Below are 20,429 nucleotides of genomic sequence, written 5' to 3'. Positions count from 1 at the left end.
CCTGTCTTTTTTTGCTCACAGTGCTTGGCTGCATCAGAGAATCTACTTAATGAGTAGACAGTCAGTTAGGATGAACATAGTACTTGGCTGCTTGGGGCCTTGCCTGCTTGCTACAGCAGTGGTAGAGGTTCCAGCCTTTGGCGCGGAGCAGATTTCTTTCGTAAATGGTGCCTTAGAGTTTTCCCTTCCAATTGAAGATTTGGAGTTATACGCTAAGCAAGGCAAAATAACGGATAAATTTGCCTTTTATGCTAAGCGTATCAATCCGCAACAACGGGCTCTACTGCGGGATATTTTACTTAAACGTTTAGAGGTAAATTCTACCAATGTTGCTCAATTTACTTACTCGCCGATTGGAGTAAAGTTCCTAGAACTTCTAGGACAGGTTTTGCAAACACAATCTGGTCAAAATGGCTTTTACGCACTTAGAGCTGCTTGCATTTTAGCTGCTGGTGATGCACAAGGCTTGACAATACTGAATATGTTACGTAAGTTCCCGAATGACAGTATCCGGATTGACGTAAACCGTAGTTTCCGAATGACCACAGAGATGGCACAACTCTTAAAGCAAAGAGAAGCTATCATCGGGAAAATTTTGCAACAGACAAATGCCGAGGCGACCTTTGCAAGCCAAATAGATTTTTCTTCAAAACCTGATTTGTCGCTTTTAGGAGCGTTTACCTGGCAGAAAGAAACACTGACCCTCAATGACCGCAACCGGAATCGTGTTTTTCCTGCTGATATATACCTTCCTCAAACTCAAAGCAAAGGAAGAACTAAGCAATCAGCTCCGGTGATTGTAATTTCTCATGGTCTGGCTTCAGACCGCAATACCTTTGCGTATTTAGCTCAACATCTTGCATCTCATGGTTTTGCGGTAGCTGTGCTTGAACACGCTGATAATGCCCAACGATTTCAGCAATTCTTTGCTGGCTTTGATAAGCTACCGCAACCAACCGAATTCATTAACCGCCCTTTGGATGTAACGTATTTGCTGGATGAACTTCAGCGTCGGTCTCAGTCCGAACCAGCTTGGCAAGGTCGGCTAAATCTAACCCATGTGGGGGTGATTGGTCAGTCTATGGGTGGCTACACCGCTCTAGCTGTAGCTGGTGCGGAACTCAACTTTGAACAGTTGCGTGCAGATTGTGGTCAACTTAAACCTAACGACATATTCTTGAATTTGTCACTACTGGTTCAGTGTCGAGCTACTGAGCTACCGTCGTTGACCTACAAATTGCAGGACAAACGGGTTAAAGCAGTCATTGCTATTAATCCAGTAAGCAGTATCTTCGGCTCAAGAGGCTTGAGCGAAATTCAAGTCCCTGTGATGCTAGTTGCAAGTCAAGGAGATATTTTTGCGCCAGCAGTACCAGAACAGATTCTTCCCTTCACTCAGCTGACAAACCTGCATAAGTATCTGGTCTTGGTCGAAAAGGGCACCCACTTCTCCATGTTGAGCCAGTCAGTTACTAACAGTGGGTTGCCCGTTCTTCCACCAGAGTTGAACGGTCTAGAACCAGCCTTAGCCAAACGTTACCTAAAGGTACTTAGTGTGGTTTTTGCAAAAACATATGTTGCTAATCAACCAGAGTACCAGTCCTATCTAAGTGCATCCTATGCTAAAGCGATCACTCAAGCACCTTTGAACCTCAGTTTAGTGCAGTTGTTGACAACTACGCAATTAGCCCCAGCACTCAATGCTTCCCACTTGAAACCCTGACGGGGTAACAACTGTGGTTAAAAGCCTTTTCATTTACTACTATGAGAGGTTGAACATTTTCCCACAACATGCGTGGTGTTAATTTTTCTCTTTTCAAATAACGATTAATCCTATCGTGGCTAATCGATTCCAGATGCTCTGCTAAATTAGTCAGAGTATAATTAACTTGACTACTAAGTAAGTATTGACAATAGTCAAGTTTCGTAAATTTCATAGCCCTAATTACTCGCTCCTTGATGCTAGTTGCTTATTCAGAAATACGATTATTTATTATTGCTAGCAGCCACTTTTTCATTTTCTCACACTAGGGTGCTTTCAAAGTTTCCTGCCACTTGAGTGCGATTGCCCGTAAGGGCAGTGCGCTACGCATGCAATCGCTCTTCCACTTTCTTCTTCAGGCGAGGCGAAAAAGCCTAAGCCAAGAGCTTTCAGAGTACTCATCTGTATGCATGTGAGAGCATCAACACTGTGCCACTTGCGTAAGTCCTGAGCTGATTTACAGGGCACCCGCCAGTATTTACCAACTTTCACCCATGCATCACTCATCCCATCTATGAGGTTTTTAAGTACATCTCGCATTGAGTCTCTAGACCAAAAACTCATTGCTATTACCAGACTTACTACTAATTGTGCTGGTAGCGAGCGCTTGCGTTCCTGTTCGCTTTGGGTATTAGCGTTAGCGAAGCTCCTCCCTTTGGGAGGCTCGCCTGCTCGATGACAAAAGCTGGGATTGCCATCTCAATTGCTTTCAGCACATCACCACTTTGTATCTCAGGAGACACCAACGAGAAATCCTTAAGATGCACTACACTCAGTTTTCATTCATGGTAATAATGCCTACTTTACATGACTTTGAGGCTTAACTGAACCGTATTGGGGCAGGTATAGGGAAGGCACTTCGTCCAGCACGACGATGAGGGGGTCAAAACGTTTTTTGGCGATCGCCCTAGCGACAGTCATATGAAGGATGCTACACAATAGTGGATCAACAGCATTTCTGCGTTCCCTGTCCAAACCAAAGATAATCATCTGTTTACCCTTGATTTCCAAGGGCAGAGTGGTCTTGCCCACAAAGCACCCTAAGGTGTTCTTCTTCATAAACCGGGTGAACATTAGACTGGCAGTACCTGCAATACCTGCTACAGTTTTCTCAGAACCAGCAGAACTGAACAGCTGACCGAAGGAAATCTTGATCCAGGGATTGAGGTTAGCTGCAAATCTTGGACTAACCTGATTGGAGACAGTCCCGAACTCCAAGAAATTCGTATTCACGACCTACGGCATACTTTTGCTACAGAGCGAGTGGGACTAATGGGGATTGAAGAACTCAGGGCACTCATGGGACATGAAAGCATTCAGACAACATTACGGTATCAAAAAGTCACGTCACAACATGCAGAAGAAGTGGCACAATTGGCGTTAAAAACTTTACCAGATTTTTTGGAGTAATTTCAGTACATAACTTTATTATGTGGCAGTAAAAAATACTTTTTTCTAAAAATACTATCAAGGTGCTCTTAATGCATACTACTCTGCACCATCAAACTGAGTCTAAATGCACCTTCAAGCTTCGGTGTGGTATATGAGGATGTCAAAATGGCTCAAAACAAGCTATTCTCAAGGCTTTGAGGTTGTACTCAAGAGATGGGTGTACATTTATCGTCTGAAAAGCTTACTCTGAGGCACTTCCAGCCTTAGCGTACAATTTTCCCGTTTCGGCACGGTGACGCCTATCCCGGTTTTCTGTTCCGTTGCTACTCACGCCCCATTACAAAATCAATCGGTTTCGTTCTTTCAATCTCAACTTTGTCCCAGAACCGAACGTGCATAACTTCGGCGGGCTAGATAACCTCAGGCGTTTTATTCAAGATGCCAAACGAGATTTCCAACCCGATGCACGCACTGCAAATATCCCACTGCCAAAAGGATGCTTGCTTGTAGGACCACCAGGAACAGGTAAAACCCTGGCACCTAACGTCTCGGCGCGGGAGTTGGGATTTCCCCTTATTAGCATTGATACAGGTGCAGTTGTTGTGGGTGGTGCGGTATACCTCAAGCGCCTCTTGAGCAGGGTAGAAGCTTGCGCTCCTGTACTGCTTTACGCGGTATACCTCAAGCGCCTCTTGAGCAGGGTAGAAGCTTGCGCTCCTGTACTGCTTTACTTTGACGAGTTGGATAAACTTTTTACTGCAGTAGGCGTTTCAGGGGAAGATAGTGATAGCAGGCACATTCTGGGAATTCTGCTCACTTGGTTGCAAGACAAGGGCAGTGCTGTGTTTGTCGTCGCCACCCTTAACAGGTTAGATGTGCTACCGCCAGAACTAACCAGGGTGGGAAGATTTGACGAAATCTTTTATGTGGGTTTTCCCAATGCTTTTGAGCGCAAGCAGATTATTTCCCTTCATGCGGCACGATTTGACGAGCGTTACAGGGATGGTGGTGACCCTCTCAGCCAACAAGAGTGAAAGAATCTTCTCAATAAGACAGTGAATTGCACTGGTGCAGAGTTGGCGCGGATGGTGGAGAAAGCAGCGCGATCGCTTTTCCATTCAGGTAAACCGATGGTAATAGATTTACCCATATTGTTGCAACAGCTCGAAGCAATCGTTCCTTTGTACGTGCGAGATACTGACCGCATCTTAGCAATTGAAAATCGCGCCCGGGGATTTGCACAACCAGGCAGTTCTCCCGATTGTAGCGAGTATTCTCCACCAATTAGAAGTTATTGGGGAGAAAATATCGGTCTATAGCTTTTGCTTGAATATAGCTTATTTATCCTTGTTTCTCCTGATTTTGATGCCAAAAATTCATCAATTTTTCGCACCTTGTGGGAGAAATGTTCCGACACTACTAGAAACCGGAACTGTGTAAAATGAGCGTGTGCTTTGAAAGAAAATAGCTAAAACCAATCATACCTGTATTTTCAACCGCTTAGGGGTTGGGGGCACCTGGTGGCACTTTCTCTAGCTTTACGCCAAGTTGTTATGGGAGTGTCGCCTAATGGATGAGGGCATCGATTAAATTATGTCACTCTTACTTGAGATCGACTTTTCTACATCGCACCGCCAGGTTAGACTCTAGAATTGGAAGCATTCAATGAGCAACTCCAACTCATCCACTTATCAGGAAGCTTTATGCCCTGCCAACATCTTAATGAACTGAAGAAGGAAAACCTAATCTCTAAAGCGAACTACCCTGTATTTCGTTGTGAAGAGTGCATTCGGATTAATGGTCGCTGGGTGCATCTTCGCATTTGTCAGACTTGTGGCAAGATGCTGTGCTGTGACTCGTCTGAACATCAGCATTCTCGCCGTCACTATGAGGAAACCGGACATATGGTGATCAGTTCAGCGGAATTAGGAGAGCAATGGTTGTGGTGTTTTGTGGATGAGCAACAAAAGAATTATTAAATCAGTTATCAGTTATCAGTTATCAGTTATCAGTTATCAGTTACCAGTTGTCAGTTGTCAGTTGACAATTAACAATTAACAGTTCACTGTCCACTATCCACTGTTCACTGCGGCTGGTACTGTCCACTGTTCACTGTTCACTGTTAAAGGTGCAATCCACTTCGGCATCTATCAAACTTGGAAGTCATTCTAAAGGCGATCGCCGATACCGCAATCAAGTTCAAATTAAGATCCTCTAGAATTTGCTCAACTTAGCGACGCTGCCTGCATTGACCCTTGCATAATTCACAATTATCTCTAACGCTGCTACCTAGACCACCCCTTCAACATTCATCATGACTGATTACATTCAGCACATCATTGAGCCACATATTCAAGACCTGGGAGGGTTTCAAGCCCGTCGGCTCCTTCCCTCAAATGTTCTGACACTAGTAGGTCCGTTTATCTTTTTTGATCATCTCGGTCCTGCAGTGTTTCCACCCGGCAAGGGCGTTGATGTCAGACCGCATCCGCACATCAACCTTGCAACAGTCACTTACCTGTTTGAAGGTGTTTTACTGCATCGCGACAGTGTAGGCAGCGTTCAGGAAATTCATCCTGGTGCCGTGAACTGGATGACAGCAGGACGAGGGATTGTCCACTCAGAACGTACACCCGACCATGAACGCAGTAAAGAAGCAACACTTCACGGAATTCAGACCTGGGTAGCACTTCCTGACGAGCATGAGGAAACTGACCCTTGGTTCAGGCATCATCCAGCAACCGATTTGCCTACTTGGGAAAATGCAGGAGTTTCGTTCACACTGATTGCCGGAGAAGCGTATAGTCACACATCTAAGGTGCGAACGTTTTCACCCATGATTTACCTAGATGTGCAACTGGCTGCTGGAACGCAATTTACTTTACCTGGCGATTACAGTGAGCAAGCGGTTTACAGCGTGACTGAAGGACTGCAAATTAACGGTGTCCCTCTGGAGCAACATCGTTTAGCTGTTCTGACTTCAGGCGTATCGGTAGACATCTCCTGTAAGGGCGATGCTCGCTGTATTGTGGTTGGAGGTGAACCTGTGGGAAAGCGGCACAAGTGGTGGAATTTTGTTTCAAGCCGTCTTGATCGCATTGAGCAAGCAAAGCGGGATTGGCAGGAGGGACGGTTTGAGCAAGTGCCTCAAGAAACGGAATTTATTCCCCTCTTAGAGGAGCCTCAACAAAATAAGGAACAGCCTATGTAGAAAATTCAGCAGTTGGATTACTAACAAAAAACCCCTGCACCTACTTACTGTATGTTCTTCTCCATACAGCGGCATGCTTGTCATGCAATACTCGTAAGAGTTCGACGCCAACTAGGGCTAAGTCCGTTGCTGTCGTCCACAAACTGACTGCTGCCATCTTAGGATAAACATCGTACTTGCCCTCAAGTGGGATACCAGAGAACGGGTGAGCACTTGCTGCCCTTGCTGCCCAATCGTTCTAGTCTAAGGGTGTTGTTCAGGGTCAACGCACCTTATTTCCTAATAAAAACTAATCAGCATTTCAAAATAATCTCTATAATTGCAAAATTTGAGGAAATGATAAACCGAATAAATCAAAAATACCCAAAATTATCAATTTGCTTATTTACCACAAAACAATGTGCTTAAAGCTACAATAACTTAGCATTTAGGCGTAAATCAATAAAGTCATCCCAGAAAATAGGTAAAAAATTTTGGTAACTCTAAAAATGTTTTTAACCACTCATACTTCGTGCACCCATACAATTCTATTGCCACCCAACTGTCTGCTCCACATATCACCGCACAGATTGCAATTGTCAAAATATCTATCAACTTGTGTCGCTTCGTGCGGTCTATTCTTGGGTCTGACATTTGTGCAAAGTTGTCAGCAATGGTGATTTTGGGCTTGAGCTTCACGCTTTATGGGACAATATTCCTACTTTTACAATGACTTTACCATCAAAGTCCGATTGCTTACCCCCACCAGAGCGATCGCTCCGGATACCCTTCTTTAGTTTATCTGTACTACTTTGTACACACCTTACCTATCGCTTTGTCAATATTTAGATGCGTTCGCCCTGGAATATACTCCGCCGCAATGGTCATACTTCCATCACAATTGCTCATAGATTTCTTTCTAATGATATTGACAAACTCCTTGCCCTTGTGGAATGAAACAGCCCTGCTGAAGCAGGGCGCTGTTTTCAAGACTCCGCCACCTTGTCTAGGAGAGCCTCGCGATAGCCTTCTAATCGTAACCCATCCTCGCGGCTGCGTTGTTTAGCAGGATGGAGCAGCTCTGGATCTTCAACTCCCAGCTCCGTTATGACTGCTAGATGGTCTTCCTCAGAGATATCGAGTTCCTGGCGCATCTCCTGGAGAAGTCTTAGGCTATCGGAGAAGTCAACATCGCCTTGCTCGATCGCCTCCCGGAGAACTCCCTTATAAACCTGAAGCCGTTTCTCCTTAGAAAAGCCGGGAAGGATCTTTGCCAGCACATAGACTTCATCGGCAGTTAGGTCGTCAAGTGAGCGCCCCTCCAAAAAGCGCCCAATATCCAGATTGAGCTTGCCGAGCTGCTTCCGGAGTCGGCTAGCGAGACCTTCTCGCGAATACAGGTTTGGATTCCGTTGCCACGTCCGATAGAGCCAAAGGGTACTCAAAGCGGTTATCACAACGGTAAACAAGTATTGCACGGGTGCAGGCAGCAACTGAATAAACGGACGTCCGCTAAAAATGAAGAAGAAATTGAAAATAAAATACGTACACAGTGTAAAAATTCGATGCCGCAGGAGTTCCAGGCTCAGCGGTTGCTGTCGGCGCAACTGATATCCTTTATAGCGTTTTTCTAATTTACGTCCTAGGAAATAACCTGCTGTGGTAAAGGCAGCGAGTGTCAGCGGTACAGCCACTAATTTGGGAATTGGAATCGGACGGTCGAGGACATAAAACCCCGGACTGAGTAATGTGGGTAGCTGATTTTCTTGATGCGCCCAGGCTCCAGAGAAGTAATAGTCCCAATTGCCTGCATACAGGTAATAGTAAACGAAGTAGCCAACGACCAATCCGACGTAACCGTAGTAGAGCCATTGCTGTTCGGGCTTGGTGACACCTTCCCAGTAGGAGCGTTCCGCATCGATATCAATGCACGTACTTTGACAAGCTACGCAAGCACTATGCTCTTTCTGCTCCGGATTCACGCTACGGCACATCGATTGGGTAATCGTTTGGTGATCGTCCTCATGAGCTGTACTGGCGAGCAATCCTCTGGGTTCAGCATAGATTTTTTGGACAGGAGCCATCGGGCAGAAATACTGACACCACGATTTGCCGCCATAGAGGTAGCCAACGGTAATGGCTGCTAGGATAGTCGCAACTAGGAAGATTCCCAAGGTAAGGCGATCAGAATTAACAAACAGGATGCGGCTGCACAGTCCCAGGAAGAGTAATCCAAATTGCAGGTAGAGGTAATTGCGAGCCAGCCAGGAATTTTTAGCAACTTTAACGAGTTCATACCGCACCTTCCCAGTTTTTGGATCGGTACGTTTCCGCTGTCGCTGTCGTCCCAAGGCGCGAGGAATTTGGGAAAGGAACGACAACGGGCAAATCCGTCGCCAAAACTCGTGTCCAAATACTAGAAGGCTAAAAATAGCCGATGGAAGAACGATGCCCCAAAAGATGGGCGCTCCTAGGGCATAAGGAACTTCTTCTAAACAATTGCCCTGAACCTTCACGCAGCTTGCTAGATCGATGCGAAAGGGACTTATCAAATTTGTTGAATCCGTTAGCCAAGGCGAGATGGGGTCATAAAAAAGAGAAACAATCAGCAGCAGCCAACCGCTTGTAAGTACCCATCGAACTCGGTGCGCCTGTCGTTCAGAAATTTTGGCAAACATTGTTTGTTACCTCGAACATTGTTAGTTTCAACAACGCCATTGCCGACCATCGCGCCAGAGCAGTTCGTCAGCATCTTTTGGTCCCCAACTTCCTGCCGCATAGTTGGGAAACTCTCGTGTTGGTAATGCGCTCCAAACATCCAGAATTGGGGTAACTACACTCCAACCCAATTCCACGTTGTCCGCTCGCTGAAACAGGGTGGCATCGCCAATCATGCAGTCATAGAGCAAAGTTTCATAGCCTGTGCTGGGGGTTGAGCCAAAGTAATCGGCGTAGCAGAAATCCATATTCACGCTGCCCATCTGCACTGTCGGACCGGGAATTTTTGCGCCAAATTGGAAGTTAATTCCTTCATCGGGTTGAATGCGGAGGACAAGGAAATTGGGCGTTAATTGATCAACTGAAGTTTGACGAAACAGCAGTGAGGGAACTCGCTTAAACTGAACCGCAACCTCAGTAGTACGCTTCGGCAACCGTTTCCCGGTTCGGAGGTAAAACGGCACATCTGCCCAACGCCAGTTATCGATTGTGAGCTTTAAGGCAGCATAGGTCTCAGTGGTAGAGTCTGAAGCAACCCGTGGTTCTGAACGATAAGCCGGAACAGGTTTCTCGTTTATCGCTCCCTCACCATACTGACCTCGTACAGTATACTTTAGTACATCTTCGGGAGTTAACGGTTGAATTGCCTTGAGCAATTTAGATTTTTCATCGCGAACGGCATCTGCATCAAATGAAACGGGTGGCTCCATTGCAGTCATCGCTAGCAATTGAAACAGGTGATTTTGCACCATATCGCGTACTGCACCCGTTCCTTCGTAGAAGTTACCTCTGCCCTCTACGCCGACCGTTTCAGCCACAGTAATTTGCACATGGTCAATATGTTCCCGATTCCAAATTGGTTCAAACAGTCCATTCCCAAAGCGAAATACCAGAATATTTTGGACGGTTTCTTTACCCAAGTAGTGATCAATGCGGTAAATCTGGCTTTCCTTCAGCACGCTACTGATGTTCTTATTTAAGGTGCGAGCAGAATCCAAATCATGCCCAAATGGTTTCTCAATAATGACGCGCCGCCAGTGTCCGTTGTGTTCCTGCAACAGTCCCGCTGAACCAAGCTGCGCGATAATGTCGCAAAAGAAGTTAGAAGCGGTTGCCAGGTAAAATAAATAGTTTCCTTGAGTGCCACAGTTCTGGTCTACCTGAGTCAACAAATCTTGCAACTGTTGGTACGTCTTAGCATCCTGAAACTCACCGGGAAGGTAGTACAATCGCTGCTCAAACTGCTGCCAGAGGTGGTCATCAACTACAACCGTTGCAAATTCGTGAATATCTCGACTGAGTTTGCTGCGAAAGTCGTCTTGGCTCATTTGAGTGTGAGCAACCCCGATGATCGCAAACTCCTGCGGCAGCAAATTGCTACGTGCCAAATTGTAAAGTGCAGGCAATAATAAACGCTTGGTCAAATCTCCGGCAGCACCAAAGATGACAATCACACAACGATCGGCAGGACGAACTGAGGTTTCAACTTGAGAATGAGGTGCAGTTGCAATTGTCATGATTTTGTCTCCGTATGTTGCTCAACGTGTCCGCCAAATTGGAAGCGCATCGCAGACAGCAACTTATCAGCAAAATCATCTTCCCCGCGTGAGCTAAAGCGCTGATACAGGGCAGCGCTGAGAACAGGAGCAGGTGTGCCTTCGTCAATTGCTGCTGTAACCGTCCAGCGTCCTTCACCTGAATCCGACACACGACCGGCAAAGTCTGCTAAGTCAGGCTGCTGGAGTAGCGCGATCGCCGTCAGATCTAGCAACCACGAAGCGACCACACTACCCCGTCGCCACACTTCGGCAATATCTGGCAGGTTCAAATCGTACTGGTAGTGTTCAGGATTGCGGAGTGGAGTGGTTTCAGCATTAGTAGCACGGCTTTGCTTGCCAACATTCGCGTGATGCAAGATATTCAACCCTTCCGCGTAAGCTGCCATCAATCCGTATTCAATGCCATTATGCACCATCTTGACAAAATGGCCAGCTCCATTCGCTCCGCAGTGCAAATAGCCTTCTTCCGCCGAACCGCCGACCTTCTCACGTCCAGGAGTACGCGGAATCTCTCCCCGTCCGGGAGCCAGTGTCTTAAAGATGGGGTCGAGGTACTGAACTGCAACCTGTTCGCCGCCGATCATCATGCAGTAACCACGTTCTAGTCCCCACACTCCGCCGCTGGTTCCCACATCCACATAGTGAATGCCCTTTGGTACCAGATCATTCGCTCGTCGAATGTCGTCGATGTAGTAGGAGTTGCCGCCATCAATCAAGATGTCGCCTGAGTCGAGTTTTTCAGCCAGTTCTTTGACCATCTGCTCGGTGGGATCTCCCGCAGGCACCATCAACCAGATGGCACGGGGCTTGTCGAGCTTTTGTACAAAATCGTCGAGCGTGTATGCCCCTTTCGCCCCTTCTGATTCAAGCTGTTTCACCTTGTCAGGTGTGCGATTGAACACAACGCACTCATGCCCGTTTCGCAGCAGTCGGCGAACGATATTCGCGCCCATGCGTCCTAGACCAATTACACCAAGTTGCATAGCTTTCTCCTATGTGATTCTCAATTTTTTGAAATACATCCTGTTTATGGGTAAAGCAAAATGGCACTTAGTTAAGCTGCATGCCTCCATATTTAATAAGCGATCGCGATCTGCGAGCGTAGGAAACAACGAGGCTGATGCAGTAAGTTCACTTCTTCTAGGGTCATAATTCTTTGCCTCAAAAATCATTTTTAGAACTGCAACTATACAGTCCTCAGATGCTAACAGGTTCGGTTAGTTTCACCGGATTAATAAGGCGAGCAAGATCAGAATTGTTACTGATCGCGGCTAATGTTTTTAGTTGAGCCTGCTGTTCAGGTTTGAGCTGAGGTGAGGGAACAGCACCAAAGGCGATCGCCTCTTCGGCAAAGCGTTGAGCCGCATCGGGTAGGCTATCGGGTCCGCTAAGGCGAAATGATGTAGCACTCAACGGTCCAAACAGGAGTGCTCGCAGGTGATCGCTCCACTGATACAGATCAGGCTCTACACCTGCCTCTCGTGCAAACAAAAGTGCCATGTCATGCATGCGCATCTCTTGGGGTTGCCCTCGTCTCGCTCGATACATGGCTAAACCCATATCCATCTCGACTCGCGAAGGGGTCGGGCAAACGTTGCTCCACACATAGGTGAGCCAACGAGCTTGCAATTCCAGGATTGGAAAATAAGGACTTGGCTGCTTAAACAGTCCCAGAAATGCAAGACCAGGTAGGTCAGGATGGAAGGTAAATTTATGGAGGTCAAGATGGTGAGTATCTAGATTTAGCGTCTGACGAATGGCTTGGCTGAGAAACGGTAAATGTAGCGTGTAACCTGTGCCAAAAATCATGGCATCAATCTCTTCTTTGGTATCATCTGTGAAGTGAACCATCTGACCTTTAACAGCACGAATCCAGGGTTTTGTTGTAATTCGACCTTCAGCAACCAAGGGTAAATATTGCTGACTTTGAGATAAACCCGCCTCAAAAATATTATCTGCGGGTTTAGGAGCACCGAATTGCTCAGGACTACCACTAGTTTGCACCACAAAGTTCTTTAGTTCTTGAGCGATTACTTCCAACGGCATGGATTCTGCGGCTAGGGCTGCAAATCGGGTGTAGACAATATCACTTGTAGGAACTCCTGCCAGGATTTTGTGGAGGATATAGTGTTGACGACGATTGGCTGAAACGACACGAGTCGCACCCAAATTGGCTAAATCGCTGGCAATTTCCAGAGCACTGATGCTACCACCTCCTACCAGTACTCGTTGCCCACGATAGCGATCGGGGTCTTTGTACTCAAAGGTGTGAATGATTCCACCTGCACCAGAAAATGAGTCAAGTCCAAGGACTGATGGAATCATTGGTTTGTTATTACGACCGGATGCAATGACCACATAGGGAAAAGATTCAGTTTGTAGTTCACCGACTTGGCTTACAAACGTAATTGCCCATCCGTTGTCAGTCGCACGCCCAATTTGTTTAATCTGTGTACCTAACCGCAAGTGGGAGTCGAGTTCAAACTGAGTTACATAGCGTTGCAAGTAAGCGTGAACCTGTTGGTTAGAGGGAAAGACAGACGTACCTGGCTCATATTGAAGATCACTAAAGCTAGTCGTTAAACGGCTGGTGTTTGCCCGCATAGAAGACCATACTCCACTATGGGAAGCATGAGCATTCCACTGTCCACCGATGTCATCACTTTGTTCAAAAATTACAGGCTCAAAACCATATTGTTTCAACCATTTTGCAGCTACTAATCCTCCCGGACCAGCACCTACGATTGCCACTTGTGCTTGGTGTCCATTCATTACAAAAAACTCCTATTTGAAGTGATTAACCTGAGTTCGGGATATTGACATCAAATCAAACGATGTCCACCATCAACATGCAGCACTGTCCCCGTGGTGAAACCATTTTGCATCAAAAACAGAAGTTGAACACAACGCAGTCATGCCCGTTTCGTAGCAGTCGTCGGGCGATATTCGCGCCCATGTGTCCTAGACCAATTACACCAAGTTGCATTGTTCTTTCTCCTAAATTTTTAAAGCAAGGGATAAAGGATAAGGGACAAGGGACAAAGGGAGGGAGAATGCCGTATTACTTATGTCTTTTCTCTCCCCTTTTTCCTCACCAACCTACGTAATTAATGTGAGGCATTAGCGAAGTAAGGTAAAGATATACGCTGATTTGGCCATTTTTTGTAGATGAAACGAACGAGGAACGGAGCTGAAAGAACTACGCAAAGTAGTCCAAACCACAAATGAAAGTTTGCACTATTAGTTTGCGCTTTACTAAAATGTATATAAATAGTAAGAAAATTATTCATGGAATGAGCAATCATCGGAACAATTAATGTGCGGGTTTTAAAGTAAAGTAGTGTCATTACAATCCCAAAAATTGATGCACCAAAAGGATTCATATGGAGACATCCAAAAAGAATAGAAGAAGATAATATTGCAGGTGTAATCCCCCACTTAGTCGCCCATCTATGCAATAGAACACCTCTAAATAGGAACTCTTCAGTTATTGGAGCCACTAAAACTAGAGAAAAAACTTTCAGGGAGTTGTAAAGGATTGGGACAGAGGAAAATTTTGCTTGATCGGCATTCATGGACTTGAGCAACGATTCCCAGAAGGAAGGTGCAATTAACGATAGTACGTAAAAGGATAGTAGACCAGCGCCTAATGAAAATGTTAGAGCAGCAACAACTAGACCAAAAACTGGTAGCAAATTATAGCCCTTTGGGAAATTTCCAATCAAATACCTGACGTTGATTTTGAGCTTATAGAATCGCCGCAACACCCAAACGCAGAGCAACCCAAAACTCAAACAGTAATATATATAGGTCATAATTGGGTCTTTTCGAGAAAAGCCAGTATAGCCAATAATTATTGCAGAGGCTATACCAACTAAAATGGTGATTATAAAAAACCAAAGAAATAGATTTCGGGCTTTGATTTTAAGAAAAGGGTTATCGTCTTGGAGGTTGGACATTTTTATTTATAGATAAATCAGTTGCCCCCTAAATCTCCCAATTTTGGGGGACTTTGAACTCCAGCTCCCCCAGGATTGGGAGTTGGGGGGCGGAGCGGATTGTTATTTCAGTGCCATTTTTCTTAAGTCAGTGTCATTCTGTTTATGGGTAAAGCATTTAGTCAGTGCTGTTGCAGCATTCAACAATTCCTTCGCAACTGCCTTACCCTTACAGAACGTGCTTACAGAATTTGCTCGATCGCGGTTTTTAAAGTAGCTAAACTAGCTTGAACATCTTTGCCAAGAAGGATGCGCAACGCCCGTCGCTCACGCTCCGCTAAAACGTGAAAATCGCCCCGTGCTTGAGCTGCTTTCACAACTCCGAATGTATATTTCTGCTGAGGAACAGGAAGATCAGTGGCATCATCACAGGTAATTTGGAGAAAAACACCGCTGTTTGGTCCACCTTTGTAAGCCTGCCCTGTGGAGTGCAAGAAGCGGGGACCAAAGCCAAGGCAGGTGGCGACTTGCTTTGCATCGCGAATTTTTTCTCGGATGTCTTGAAGCTGTGCTTGGTGTATATCATTGCGTTCGATATACGCAAGCAGTGCAAAATAATCTCCCGCTTGTAGTCGATTCAAGTGGGCACGTAAATAATTAGTCAACGATTCAGCGGTTCCTACTACCTCTTTCAGTGCCGCTGCATTTTTTGGATCGCTGAAGAGTTGAATGTCATTTACCGTGAAGATTGGGCTTTCGGGCGGCAGTTTTCCGGTTTTCTCGTATTCATCTGTTAACTGGCGGGTAACAATTTTGCTGGCTTCAACATCCGGTTGGTTAAAGGCATTGATGCCAATGATGGAACCTGCTACAGCAGTCGCAATTTCCCAGCGGAAAAACTCTTGACCAAGTTGGTACGAATCAGCGATCGCAATCCGAACTACAGGTTGTCCTGCCTGCTCCAACACTGTGACAGCAGCATCTTGAGCAGAATCAGGAGCAGAATCTAGGCGAATGTAAGCAAAGATGCGGTCACTCCCATACACATCTGGAGTTCCTAACGGTTCTCGATCCACTGGAATCAATCCCTTGCCATCTTTACCTGTAGACTCTGCCAACAGTTGCTCTAACCATGCGCCCAAGTCTGCAATTCCCGGTGACGTAATCAGCGTGACTTTGTCTCGTCCTTGCTTTGCCAGAACACCCAAAATGCTTCCCAACACAACGCCGGGATTCTCTTTTGCCGGAACTGATGATGCACAAGAATGCACCATGACTTCAGCCGTATTCAAGAACTTTGCTACATCCACTCCAATCGCCGCCGCAGGTACCATGCCAAAGTTCGATAGGGCAGAATAGCGACCACCGATACTTGGCACCCCAAAGAAGATATGGCGGAAATCATCACCTTCGGCAATGTGTTGCAGTTTAGAACCGGGATCAGTCACGGCAATAAAGCGATTGCCTGCTGATTCTGCACCTACAATTTGCTGCACACGATCAAAGAAGTATTGTTTAAAAATATTTGGCTCTAGTGTACTGCCAGATTTGCTCGACACGATGAACAATGTTTTGGTGAGGTCAATCTGACTTTCGATCGCTTTGATCTGAGCCGGATCAGTGGAATCGAGTACCAGCAGTTCGGGAAAGCCTTGCGCTTTACCAAAGGTGAGCTTCATCACCTCTGGGCAGAGTGATGAACCGCCCATCCCTAGCAGCAACACATGAGTGAATTCTAGATTTTGGACTTCTTGCGCCAGTTGCTTGAGATGCTCAATGTGCGCAAGTTGGTCTTCAGTTATACCAAGCCAACCGAACCATTTGTTTTCATCTGCCCCTGTCCACAAGGTCGCATCCTGTGCCCATAGGCGACGAATCTTGCCGTTCTTCTGCCAATCGTCCAGAGATGCTTCAACAGCCGTATTCAGTGCATCAGGCAATTTGTAGGTGAGGCGATCAAGCTTTTTACCAAGAATCGCTGTCCGCTTTTTCTCGACTGCACTCAACAATTGATCAAAGGCATTAATGAAAACTTGTACCCCTTCTGCCAATAATTGGTTTGTAATCTGCTCCAAAGAGATTCCTGCTTTCTGTAGTTTTGATAAGGTCGATTGAGCATCATCAAGACCTTCAGTCAAACTAGACTTCGGATGTCCATGATCGCGGAAGGCAGATAGCGTGGCTGGTGGAATTGTATTCACAGTGTCGGAACCAATGAGTTCTTCAACATACACCACGTCGCTATACTGCGGATTCTTAGTGCCTGTGCTTGCCCACAGCAGCCGTTGGGTTTGTGCCCCTTGGCTGGCTAATTTTTGCCATCGACTAGAGCTGTATATGTTTTGATAGCGCTGATATGCAAGCTTGGCATTGGCGATCGCCACTTTGCCCAATAAACTTTTGAGCAAATCACGTTGAGCTGCATCGGTTGTGGTTTTAAGTTGAGCCGTAATCTGGTTATCAACTGCCGTATCAATCCGACTGACAAAGAAGCTAGCGACACTGGCAATGCGGCTGATGTCTCCACCTTTTGCCGCCAGCAACTCTAAGCCTGTGATGTAGGCATTCGTGACCTGCTCATAAACGTCTTGAGAAAATAGCAGCGTCACGTTGACATTGATGCCTTCGCCGATCAGTTGTTGAATCGCAGGAATTCCAGCAGATGTCGCAGGCACTTTAATCATCAAATTAGGACGATTAACCTTCTGCCATAGTTTGCGAGCTTCTGAAATAGTTTGTTGAGTATCGTTTGCTAGATAAGGTGAAACCTCCAGACTGACGTAACCATCACGCCGATTGGTTTGCTCGTAAATAGGTCTCAAGATATCTGCAGTTGCTTGGATATCAGTAATGGCAAAGGTCTCATATAGCGACATGACATCCTGATCCTGGCTTTGTTCGAGCGTAGTTAAGACTGTATCGTAGTCAGTGCTGCCCGCGATCGCTTTCTCAAAAATCGAAGGATTTGAGGTGACGCCTTGCAATCCATCTTCGTCAACAAAGCGTTGTAGTTCACCGCTGCTAATTAAACTGCGACGAATATAATCCAACCAGACGGATTGTCCGTAGGATTGTAACGCCTTCAAAGGATTTTTTGTTTGTAATGCTGGCACAGTACTCATCAGTTCATATCCTTAATTGAATTGGCACGAATTGTCTAGCTTAAAATTTCGTACTAGCATGTAGATATCAAAGTCGCCCTGCTAACTGGGCTTTTGCGGCTTCAACAACCTTCTCAGGGGTAAAGCCAAACTTATGCTGCAGCTCTTTAAGCGGTGCTGAGGCACCAAATGTGTGCATAACTATCCGTCCCCCTCTCGAACCGACATATTCACCCCAGCCAAACGTGGATGCTTGTTCTACACAGACACGGGCAGTAATCGAGGGTGGGAGCACACTATCGCGGTAGTCCTGACTTTGCTGCTCAAATAACTCCCAGGATGGCATACTCACCACTCGCGCTTTAATTCCTTCTGCCTTAAGTTGTTCATACGCCGCAATGCAGAGGGATACTTCACTTCCTGTAGCTAATAACAACACCTCCGGTTTGCCATCTTCGGCATCAGCTAACACATACGCACCTTTTGCTAAACCCGATGCGGCTGCATATTGAGTGCGGTCAAGCGTAGGTAATGCCTGCCGACTCAGTACCAGCACGACTGGTTGATGCTGCAACTGCATAATCACTCGCCATGCTTCCACAACTTCGTTAGCATCGGCAGGTCGTAGAGTAATTAGTCCCGGAATCGCTCGCAAGGACGCCAACTGCTCAACGGGTTGATGAGTCGGTCCATCTTGACCTACCCCAATCGAGTCATGCGTGAAGATATAAATGACTGGAATCTCCATCAACGCGCTCAGGCGAATGGATGGACGGCAGTAGTCGCTGAAAATAAAGAACCCGGAACCATAGGGACGCACTTTGCTGAGCGAGAGTCCGTTGAGAATCGCCGCCATTGCATGTTCGCGGATGCCAAAATGAAAGTTACGACCAGAGCGATCGCCTGCGCTAAAATCGCCTGCGCCATCAAAGGTGAGGCGTGTTTTGGTGGAGGGAGCTAGGTCAGCAGAACCACCAATCAACCAAGGGATTTGTTGGGCGATCGCATTAAGCACGTTTGCAGAAGCATCTCGTCCGGCGACTCCTTTCGCATCAGTTGGAAACGTTGGTAATGCGACTTCCCAACCATCAGGAAGTTGGCGATGTTGCATTTTGTAAAGTTGGTCTGCCATTTCTGGATGCACAGCAGCATATTTAGTGAAAGTTTGCATCCACTGGGCACGTAGTTTGTGTCCCCGCTGTCCCAGTTGCGTCTGGAAGTGTTCACGCACACCATCAGGAACGAAAAACTTCGCATCTTCTGGCCAGCCGTAACTGCGCTTTGCTAACCGGATTTCGTCTTCCCCCAAGGGTTCTCCGTGAGCCGCGCTCGTATCTTGCTTATCCGGTGCCCCATATCCAATATGGCTATCGACAATGATCAACGTAGGGCGATCATGGGTTTGCTGGAAGATATTGAACGATTGTTCCAGCGCATTTAGATCATTGGCATCACTGACACGAAGAATGTTCCAGCCATAGGCAAGAAACCGAGTACCCACATCATCATTAAAGGTTAAATCTGTGTGTCCTTCAATGGTGATGTGGTTGTTGTCGTAAATCCAGCACAGATTTGAGAGTCGGAGATGCCCTGCCAAAGAAGCTGCTTCGTTGGAGATGCCCTCCATCATGCAGCCGTCTCCGCATAGAGCATAAACGTTGTAATTGAACAACTCGAAATCAGGTCGATTAAAGTATTGCGCCATCCACTGTCCGGCGATCGCCATCCCCACACTCGTCGCCACTCCTTGTCCCAATGGTCCTGTGGTTGTCTCAATACCAGAAGTCCAACGGTATTCAGGATGACCAGGACATTTACTATCAAGTTGACGGAACTGCTTAATATCATCCAGCGTAACGGATGGCTCACCCAACTGCTCATACTTGGCATTAACTGCTTTGACACCAGTTAAGTGTAACAACGAATACAGCAGCATGGAGGCATGACCATTCGAGAGCACGAAGCGGTCGCGATTTGCCCAGATGGGATCTTCGGGGTCGAACCGTAAAAATCGCTGCCATAAACAGTAGGCGACAGGAGCCATTGCCATTGGTGTACCTGGATGCCCAGAGTTTGCCTGCTGTACCGCATCCATCGATAGAGTACGAATCGTGTTAATGCACAGCTCATCGAGTTGAGTTTGGTTCGCAATTTGAGTTTGGGCAATCACTGCTTTCTCTCCTTAGGGTCGTAAGCTGAATTTATACAAAGGATTAGCGATGTAAACTACATACCTTCGCAAACGTAGATTTCTAAATTGTGTTGATGTTTTTTGAAGCTGAAAAATTCTAGTGTCTGAAACACCTGTTCGTCCTTTGGGTTGGAACTACTCAAGAACAACAACTTATTGCAGTGTGTAACATAATCTAATTTCTGACCGCTCAAGATTGTGACGTTAAACAGGAACTTAAGATTGCAGCTTGAGAAGGCATTATTGCATGACAGGCGTTGCATTGTTCTGTTTTGATTACCTTCTAGAGCGATCACCAAAGGCAATGGCGCAGAGTGCCCGCCAAGGGTGATCGCTGAACCACCAGAACGTACAGGATGAATGAGCGGTTGGCGCAGGACATCGCCCACTTGGCACTTAGCCTAAAAGCCTCATTTGGGTGTAAACCATTGTGAGGTGTCTGCACTTACAAAAAGCAGGGTGTGGGGTGTGGGGGATGGAGAGAAAACTTTAGTTCTGGGTTTAAGCAAGCGTAAAAAAAAGATGTATTTCGAGACACGCAGTGCGATGAAATACAGCGTCCTTATTTCAATACCACG

Annotated in this window: 14 protein-coding genes and 5 pseudogenes; 6 read left to right on the top strand and 13 right to left on the bottom strand. The window is 46.3% G+C overall.

The window, feature by feature from the left end; all coding sequences use genetic code 11:
• Positions 1-70 precede the first annotated feature (70 nt).
• Positions 71-1,723, top strand: coding sequence for an alpha/beta hydrolase (locus V5G28_RS16015; protein ID WP_332991138.1), 1,653 nt, complete (start codon positions 71-73; stop codon positions 1,721-1,723).
• 40 nt (positions 1,724-1,763) lie between these two features.
• Here V5G28_RS16015 and V5G28_RS36735 read toward each other — a convergent pair.
• From V5G28_RS36735 to V5G28_RS16005, 3 pseudogenes are all read right to left on the bottom strand, one after another.
• A pseudogene (locus tag V5G28_RS36735) lies at positions 1,764-1,937 on the bottom strand (IS701 family transposase); the annotation flags it as partial.
• 275 nt (positions 1,938-2,212) lie between these two features.
• Positions 2,213-2,398, bottom strand: a pseudogene (locus V5G28_RS16010) (transposase domain-containing protein); the annotation flags it as partial.
• Between the two features lie 201 nt (positions 2,399-2,599).
• Positions 2,600-2,938: pseudogene (locus V5G28_RS16005) on the bottom strand (type IV secretory system conjugative DNA transfer family protein); the annotation flags it as partial.
• On the opposite strand from V5G28_RS16005, the pseudogene V5G28_RS16000 reads away from it, so the two are divergent.
• From V5G28_RS16000 to V5G28_RS15980, 5 genes and pseudogenes are all read left to right on the top strand, one after another.
• Positions 2,939-3,172 (top strand): annotated as a pseudogene (locus V5G28_RS16000) (tyrosine-type recombinase/integrase); the annotation flags it as partial.
• 302 nt (positions 3,173-3,474) lie between these two features.
• Positions 3,475-4,188: an AAA family ATPase gene (locus V5G28_RS15995; RefSeq protein WP_332991136.1), complete on the top strand. Its 714-nt coding sequence runs from the start codon at positions 3,475-3,477 to the stop codon at positions 4,186-4,188.
• A gap of 21 nt (positions 4,189-4,209) precedes the next feature.
• Positions 4,210-4,473: a hypothetical protein gene (locus V5G28_RS15990; protein WP_332991135.1), complete on the top strand. Its 264-nt coding sequence runs from the start codon at positions 4,210-4,212 to the stop codon at positions 4,471-4,473.
• A gap of 384 nt (positions 4,474-4,857) precedes the next feature.
• Positions 4,858-5,133, top strand: a complete 276-nt coding sequence (locus V5G28_RS15985; RefSeq protein WP_332991133.1) for a UBP-type zinc finger domain-containing protein — start codon at positions 4,858-4,860, stop codon at positions 5,131-5,133.
• Positions 5,134-5,468: 335 nt separating this feature from the next.
• Positions 5,469-6,365 carry a pirin family protein gene (locus tag V5G28_RS15980; RefSeq protein WP_332991131.1) on the top strand — a complete coding sequence of 299 codons (897 nt, stop codon included), beginning with the start codon at positions 5,469-5,471 and terminating at the stop codon, positions 6,363-6,365.
• Between the two features lie 474 nt (positions 6,366-6,839).
• On the opposite strand, the pseudogene V5G28_RS15975 reads toward V5G28_RS15980, so the two are convergent.
• The 10 genes and pseudogenes from V5G28_RS15975 to V5G28_RS15930 all read right to left on the bottom strand — a co-directional run.
• Positions 6,840-7,043 (bottom strand): annotated as a pseudogene (locus tag V5G28_RS15975) (transposase family protein); the annotation flags it as partial.
• Positions 7,044-7,330: 287 nt separating this feature from the next.
• Positions 7,331-9,022, bottom strand: coding sequence for a 4Fe-4S binding protein (locus V5G28_RS15970; protein ID WP_332991129.1), 1,692 nt, complete (start codon positions 9,020-9,022; stop codon positions 7,331-7,333).
• Positions 9,023-9,049: 27 nt separating this feature from the next.
• On the bottom strand, positions 9,050-10,579 hold the full coding sequence (gene zwf, locus V5G28_RS15965) for a glucose-6-phosphate dehydrogenase (protein ID WP_332991127.1): 1,530 nt from the start codon (positions 10,577-10,579) through the stop codon (positions 9,050-9,052).
• On the bottom strand, positions 10,576-11,604 hold the full coding sequence (gene gnd, locus V5G28_RS15960; RefSeq protein ID WP_332991124.1) for a phosphogluconate dehydrogenase (NAD(+)-dependent, decarboxylating): 1,029 nt from the start codon (positions 11,602-11,604) through the stop codon (positions 10,576-10,578). The genes zwf and gnd overlap by 4 nt, the downstream gene beginning before the upstream one ends.
• 214 nt (positions 11,605-11,818) lie before the next feature.
• A complete protein-coding gene (locus V5G28_RS15955; RefSeq protein ID WP_332991122.1) occupies positions 11,819-13,393 on the bottom strand; it encodes a flavin-containing monooxygenase in 1,575 nt (524 codons plus the stop codon).
• 112 nt (positions 13,394-13,505) lie between these two features.
• Positions 13,506-13,607, bottom strand: coding sequence for an NAD(P)-binding domain-containing protein (locus V5G28_RS15950; protein WP_332991120.1), 102 nt, complete (start codon positions 13,605-13,607; stop codon positions 13,506-13,508).
• A 121-nt stretch (positions 13,608-13,728) separates the two neighbouring features.
• Positions 13,729-14,580, bottom strand: coding sequence for a CPBP family intramembrane glutamic endopeptidase (locus tag V5G28_RS15945; RefSeq protein ID WP_332991118.1), 852 nt, complete (start codon positions 14,578-14,580; stop codon positions 13,729-13,731).
• Between the two features lie 221 nt (positions 14,581-14,801).
• Positions 14,802-17,681, bottom strand: coding sequence for a bifunctional transaldolase/phosoglucose isomerase (locus tag V5G28_RS15940; protein ID WP_332991116.1), 2,880 nt, complete (start codon positions 17,679-17,681; stop codon positions 14,802-14,804).
• Positions 17,682-17,748: 67 nt separating this feature from the next.
• Positions 17,749-19,830: a transketolase gene (gene tkt / locus V5G28_RS15935; RefSeq protein WP_332991114.1), complete on the bottom strand. Its 2,082-nt coding sequence runs from the start codon at positions 19,828-19,830 to the stop codon at positions 17,749-17,751.
• A 56-nt stretch (positions 19,831-19,886) separates the two neighbouring features.
• On the bottom strand, positions 19,887-20,240 hold the full coding sequence (locus V5G28_RS15930; RefSeq protein WP_332991113.1) for a hypothetical protein: 354 nt from the start codon (positions 20,238-20,240) through the stop codon (positions 19,887-19,889).
• Positions 20,241-20,429: the final 189 nt, after the last annotated feature.

Origin of the sequence: Scytonema sp. PRP1 (assembly GCF_036697665.2) — a bacterium.
GTDB classification, from domain to species: Bacteria; Cyanobacteriota; Cyanobacteriia; order Cyanobacteriales; family Nostocaceae; genus Kalymmatonema; species Kalymmatonema gypsitolerans.
Note: the sequence above shows the minus strand (reverse complement) of the source record. Positions and strands in the feature narration are given on the sequence as shown.

Bases quoted from the DNA above. Each gene is read 5' to 3' on its own strand.
- V5G28_RS16015 (WP_332991138.1), top strand. From the start codon at position 71: ATGAACATAGTACTTGGCTGCTTGGGGCCTTGCCTGCTTGCTACAGCA.
- V5G28_RS15985 (WP_332991133.1), top strand. From the start codon at position 4,858: ATGCCCTGCCAACATCTTAATGAACTGAAGAAGGAAAACCTAATCTCT.
- V5G28_RS15980 (WP_332991131.1), top strand. From the start codon at position 5,469: ATGACTGATTACATTCAGCACATCATTGAGCCACATATTCAAGACCTG.
- V5G28_RS15970 (WP_332991129.1), bottom strand. From the start codon at position 9,022: ATGTTTGCCAAAATTTCTGAACGACAGGCGCACCGAGTTCGATGGGTA.
- zwf (WP_332991127.1), bottom strand. From the start codon at position 10,579: ATGACAATTGCAACTGCACCTCATTCTCAAGTTGAAACCTCAGTTCGT.
- gnd (WP_332991124.1), bottom strand. From the start codon at position 11,604: ATGCAACTTGGTGTAATTGGTCTAGGACGCATGGGCGCGAATATCGTT.
- V5G28_RS15955 (WP_332991122.1), bottom strand. From the start codon at position 13,393: ATGAATGGACACCAAGCACAAGTGGCAATCGTAGGTGCTGGTCCGGGA.
- V5G28_RS15950 (WP_332991120.1), bottom strand. From the start codon at position 13,607: ATGCAACTTGGTGTAATTGGTCTAGGACACATGGGCGCGAATATCGCC.
- V5G28_RS15945 (WP_332991118.1), bottom strand. From the start codon at position 14,580: ATGTCCAACCTCCAAGACGATAACCCTTTTCTTAAAATCAAAGCCCGA.
- V5G28_RS15940 (WP_332991116.1), bottom strand. From the start codon at position 17,681: ATGAGTACTGTGCCAGCATTACAAACAAAAAATCCTTTGAAGGCGTTA.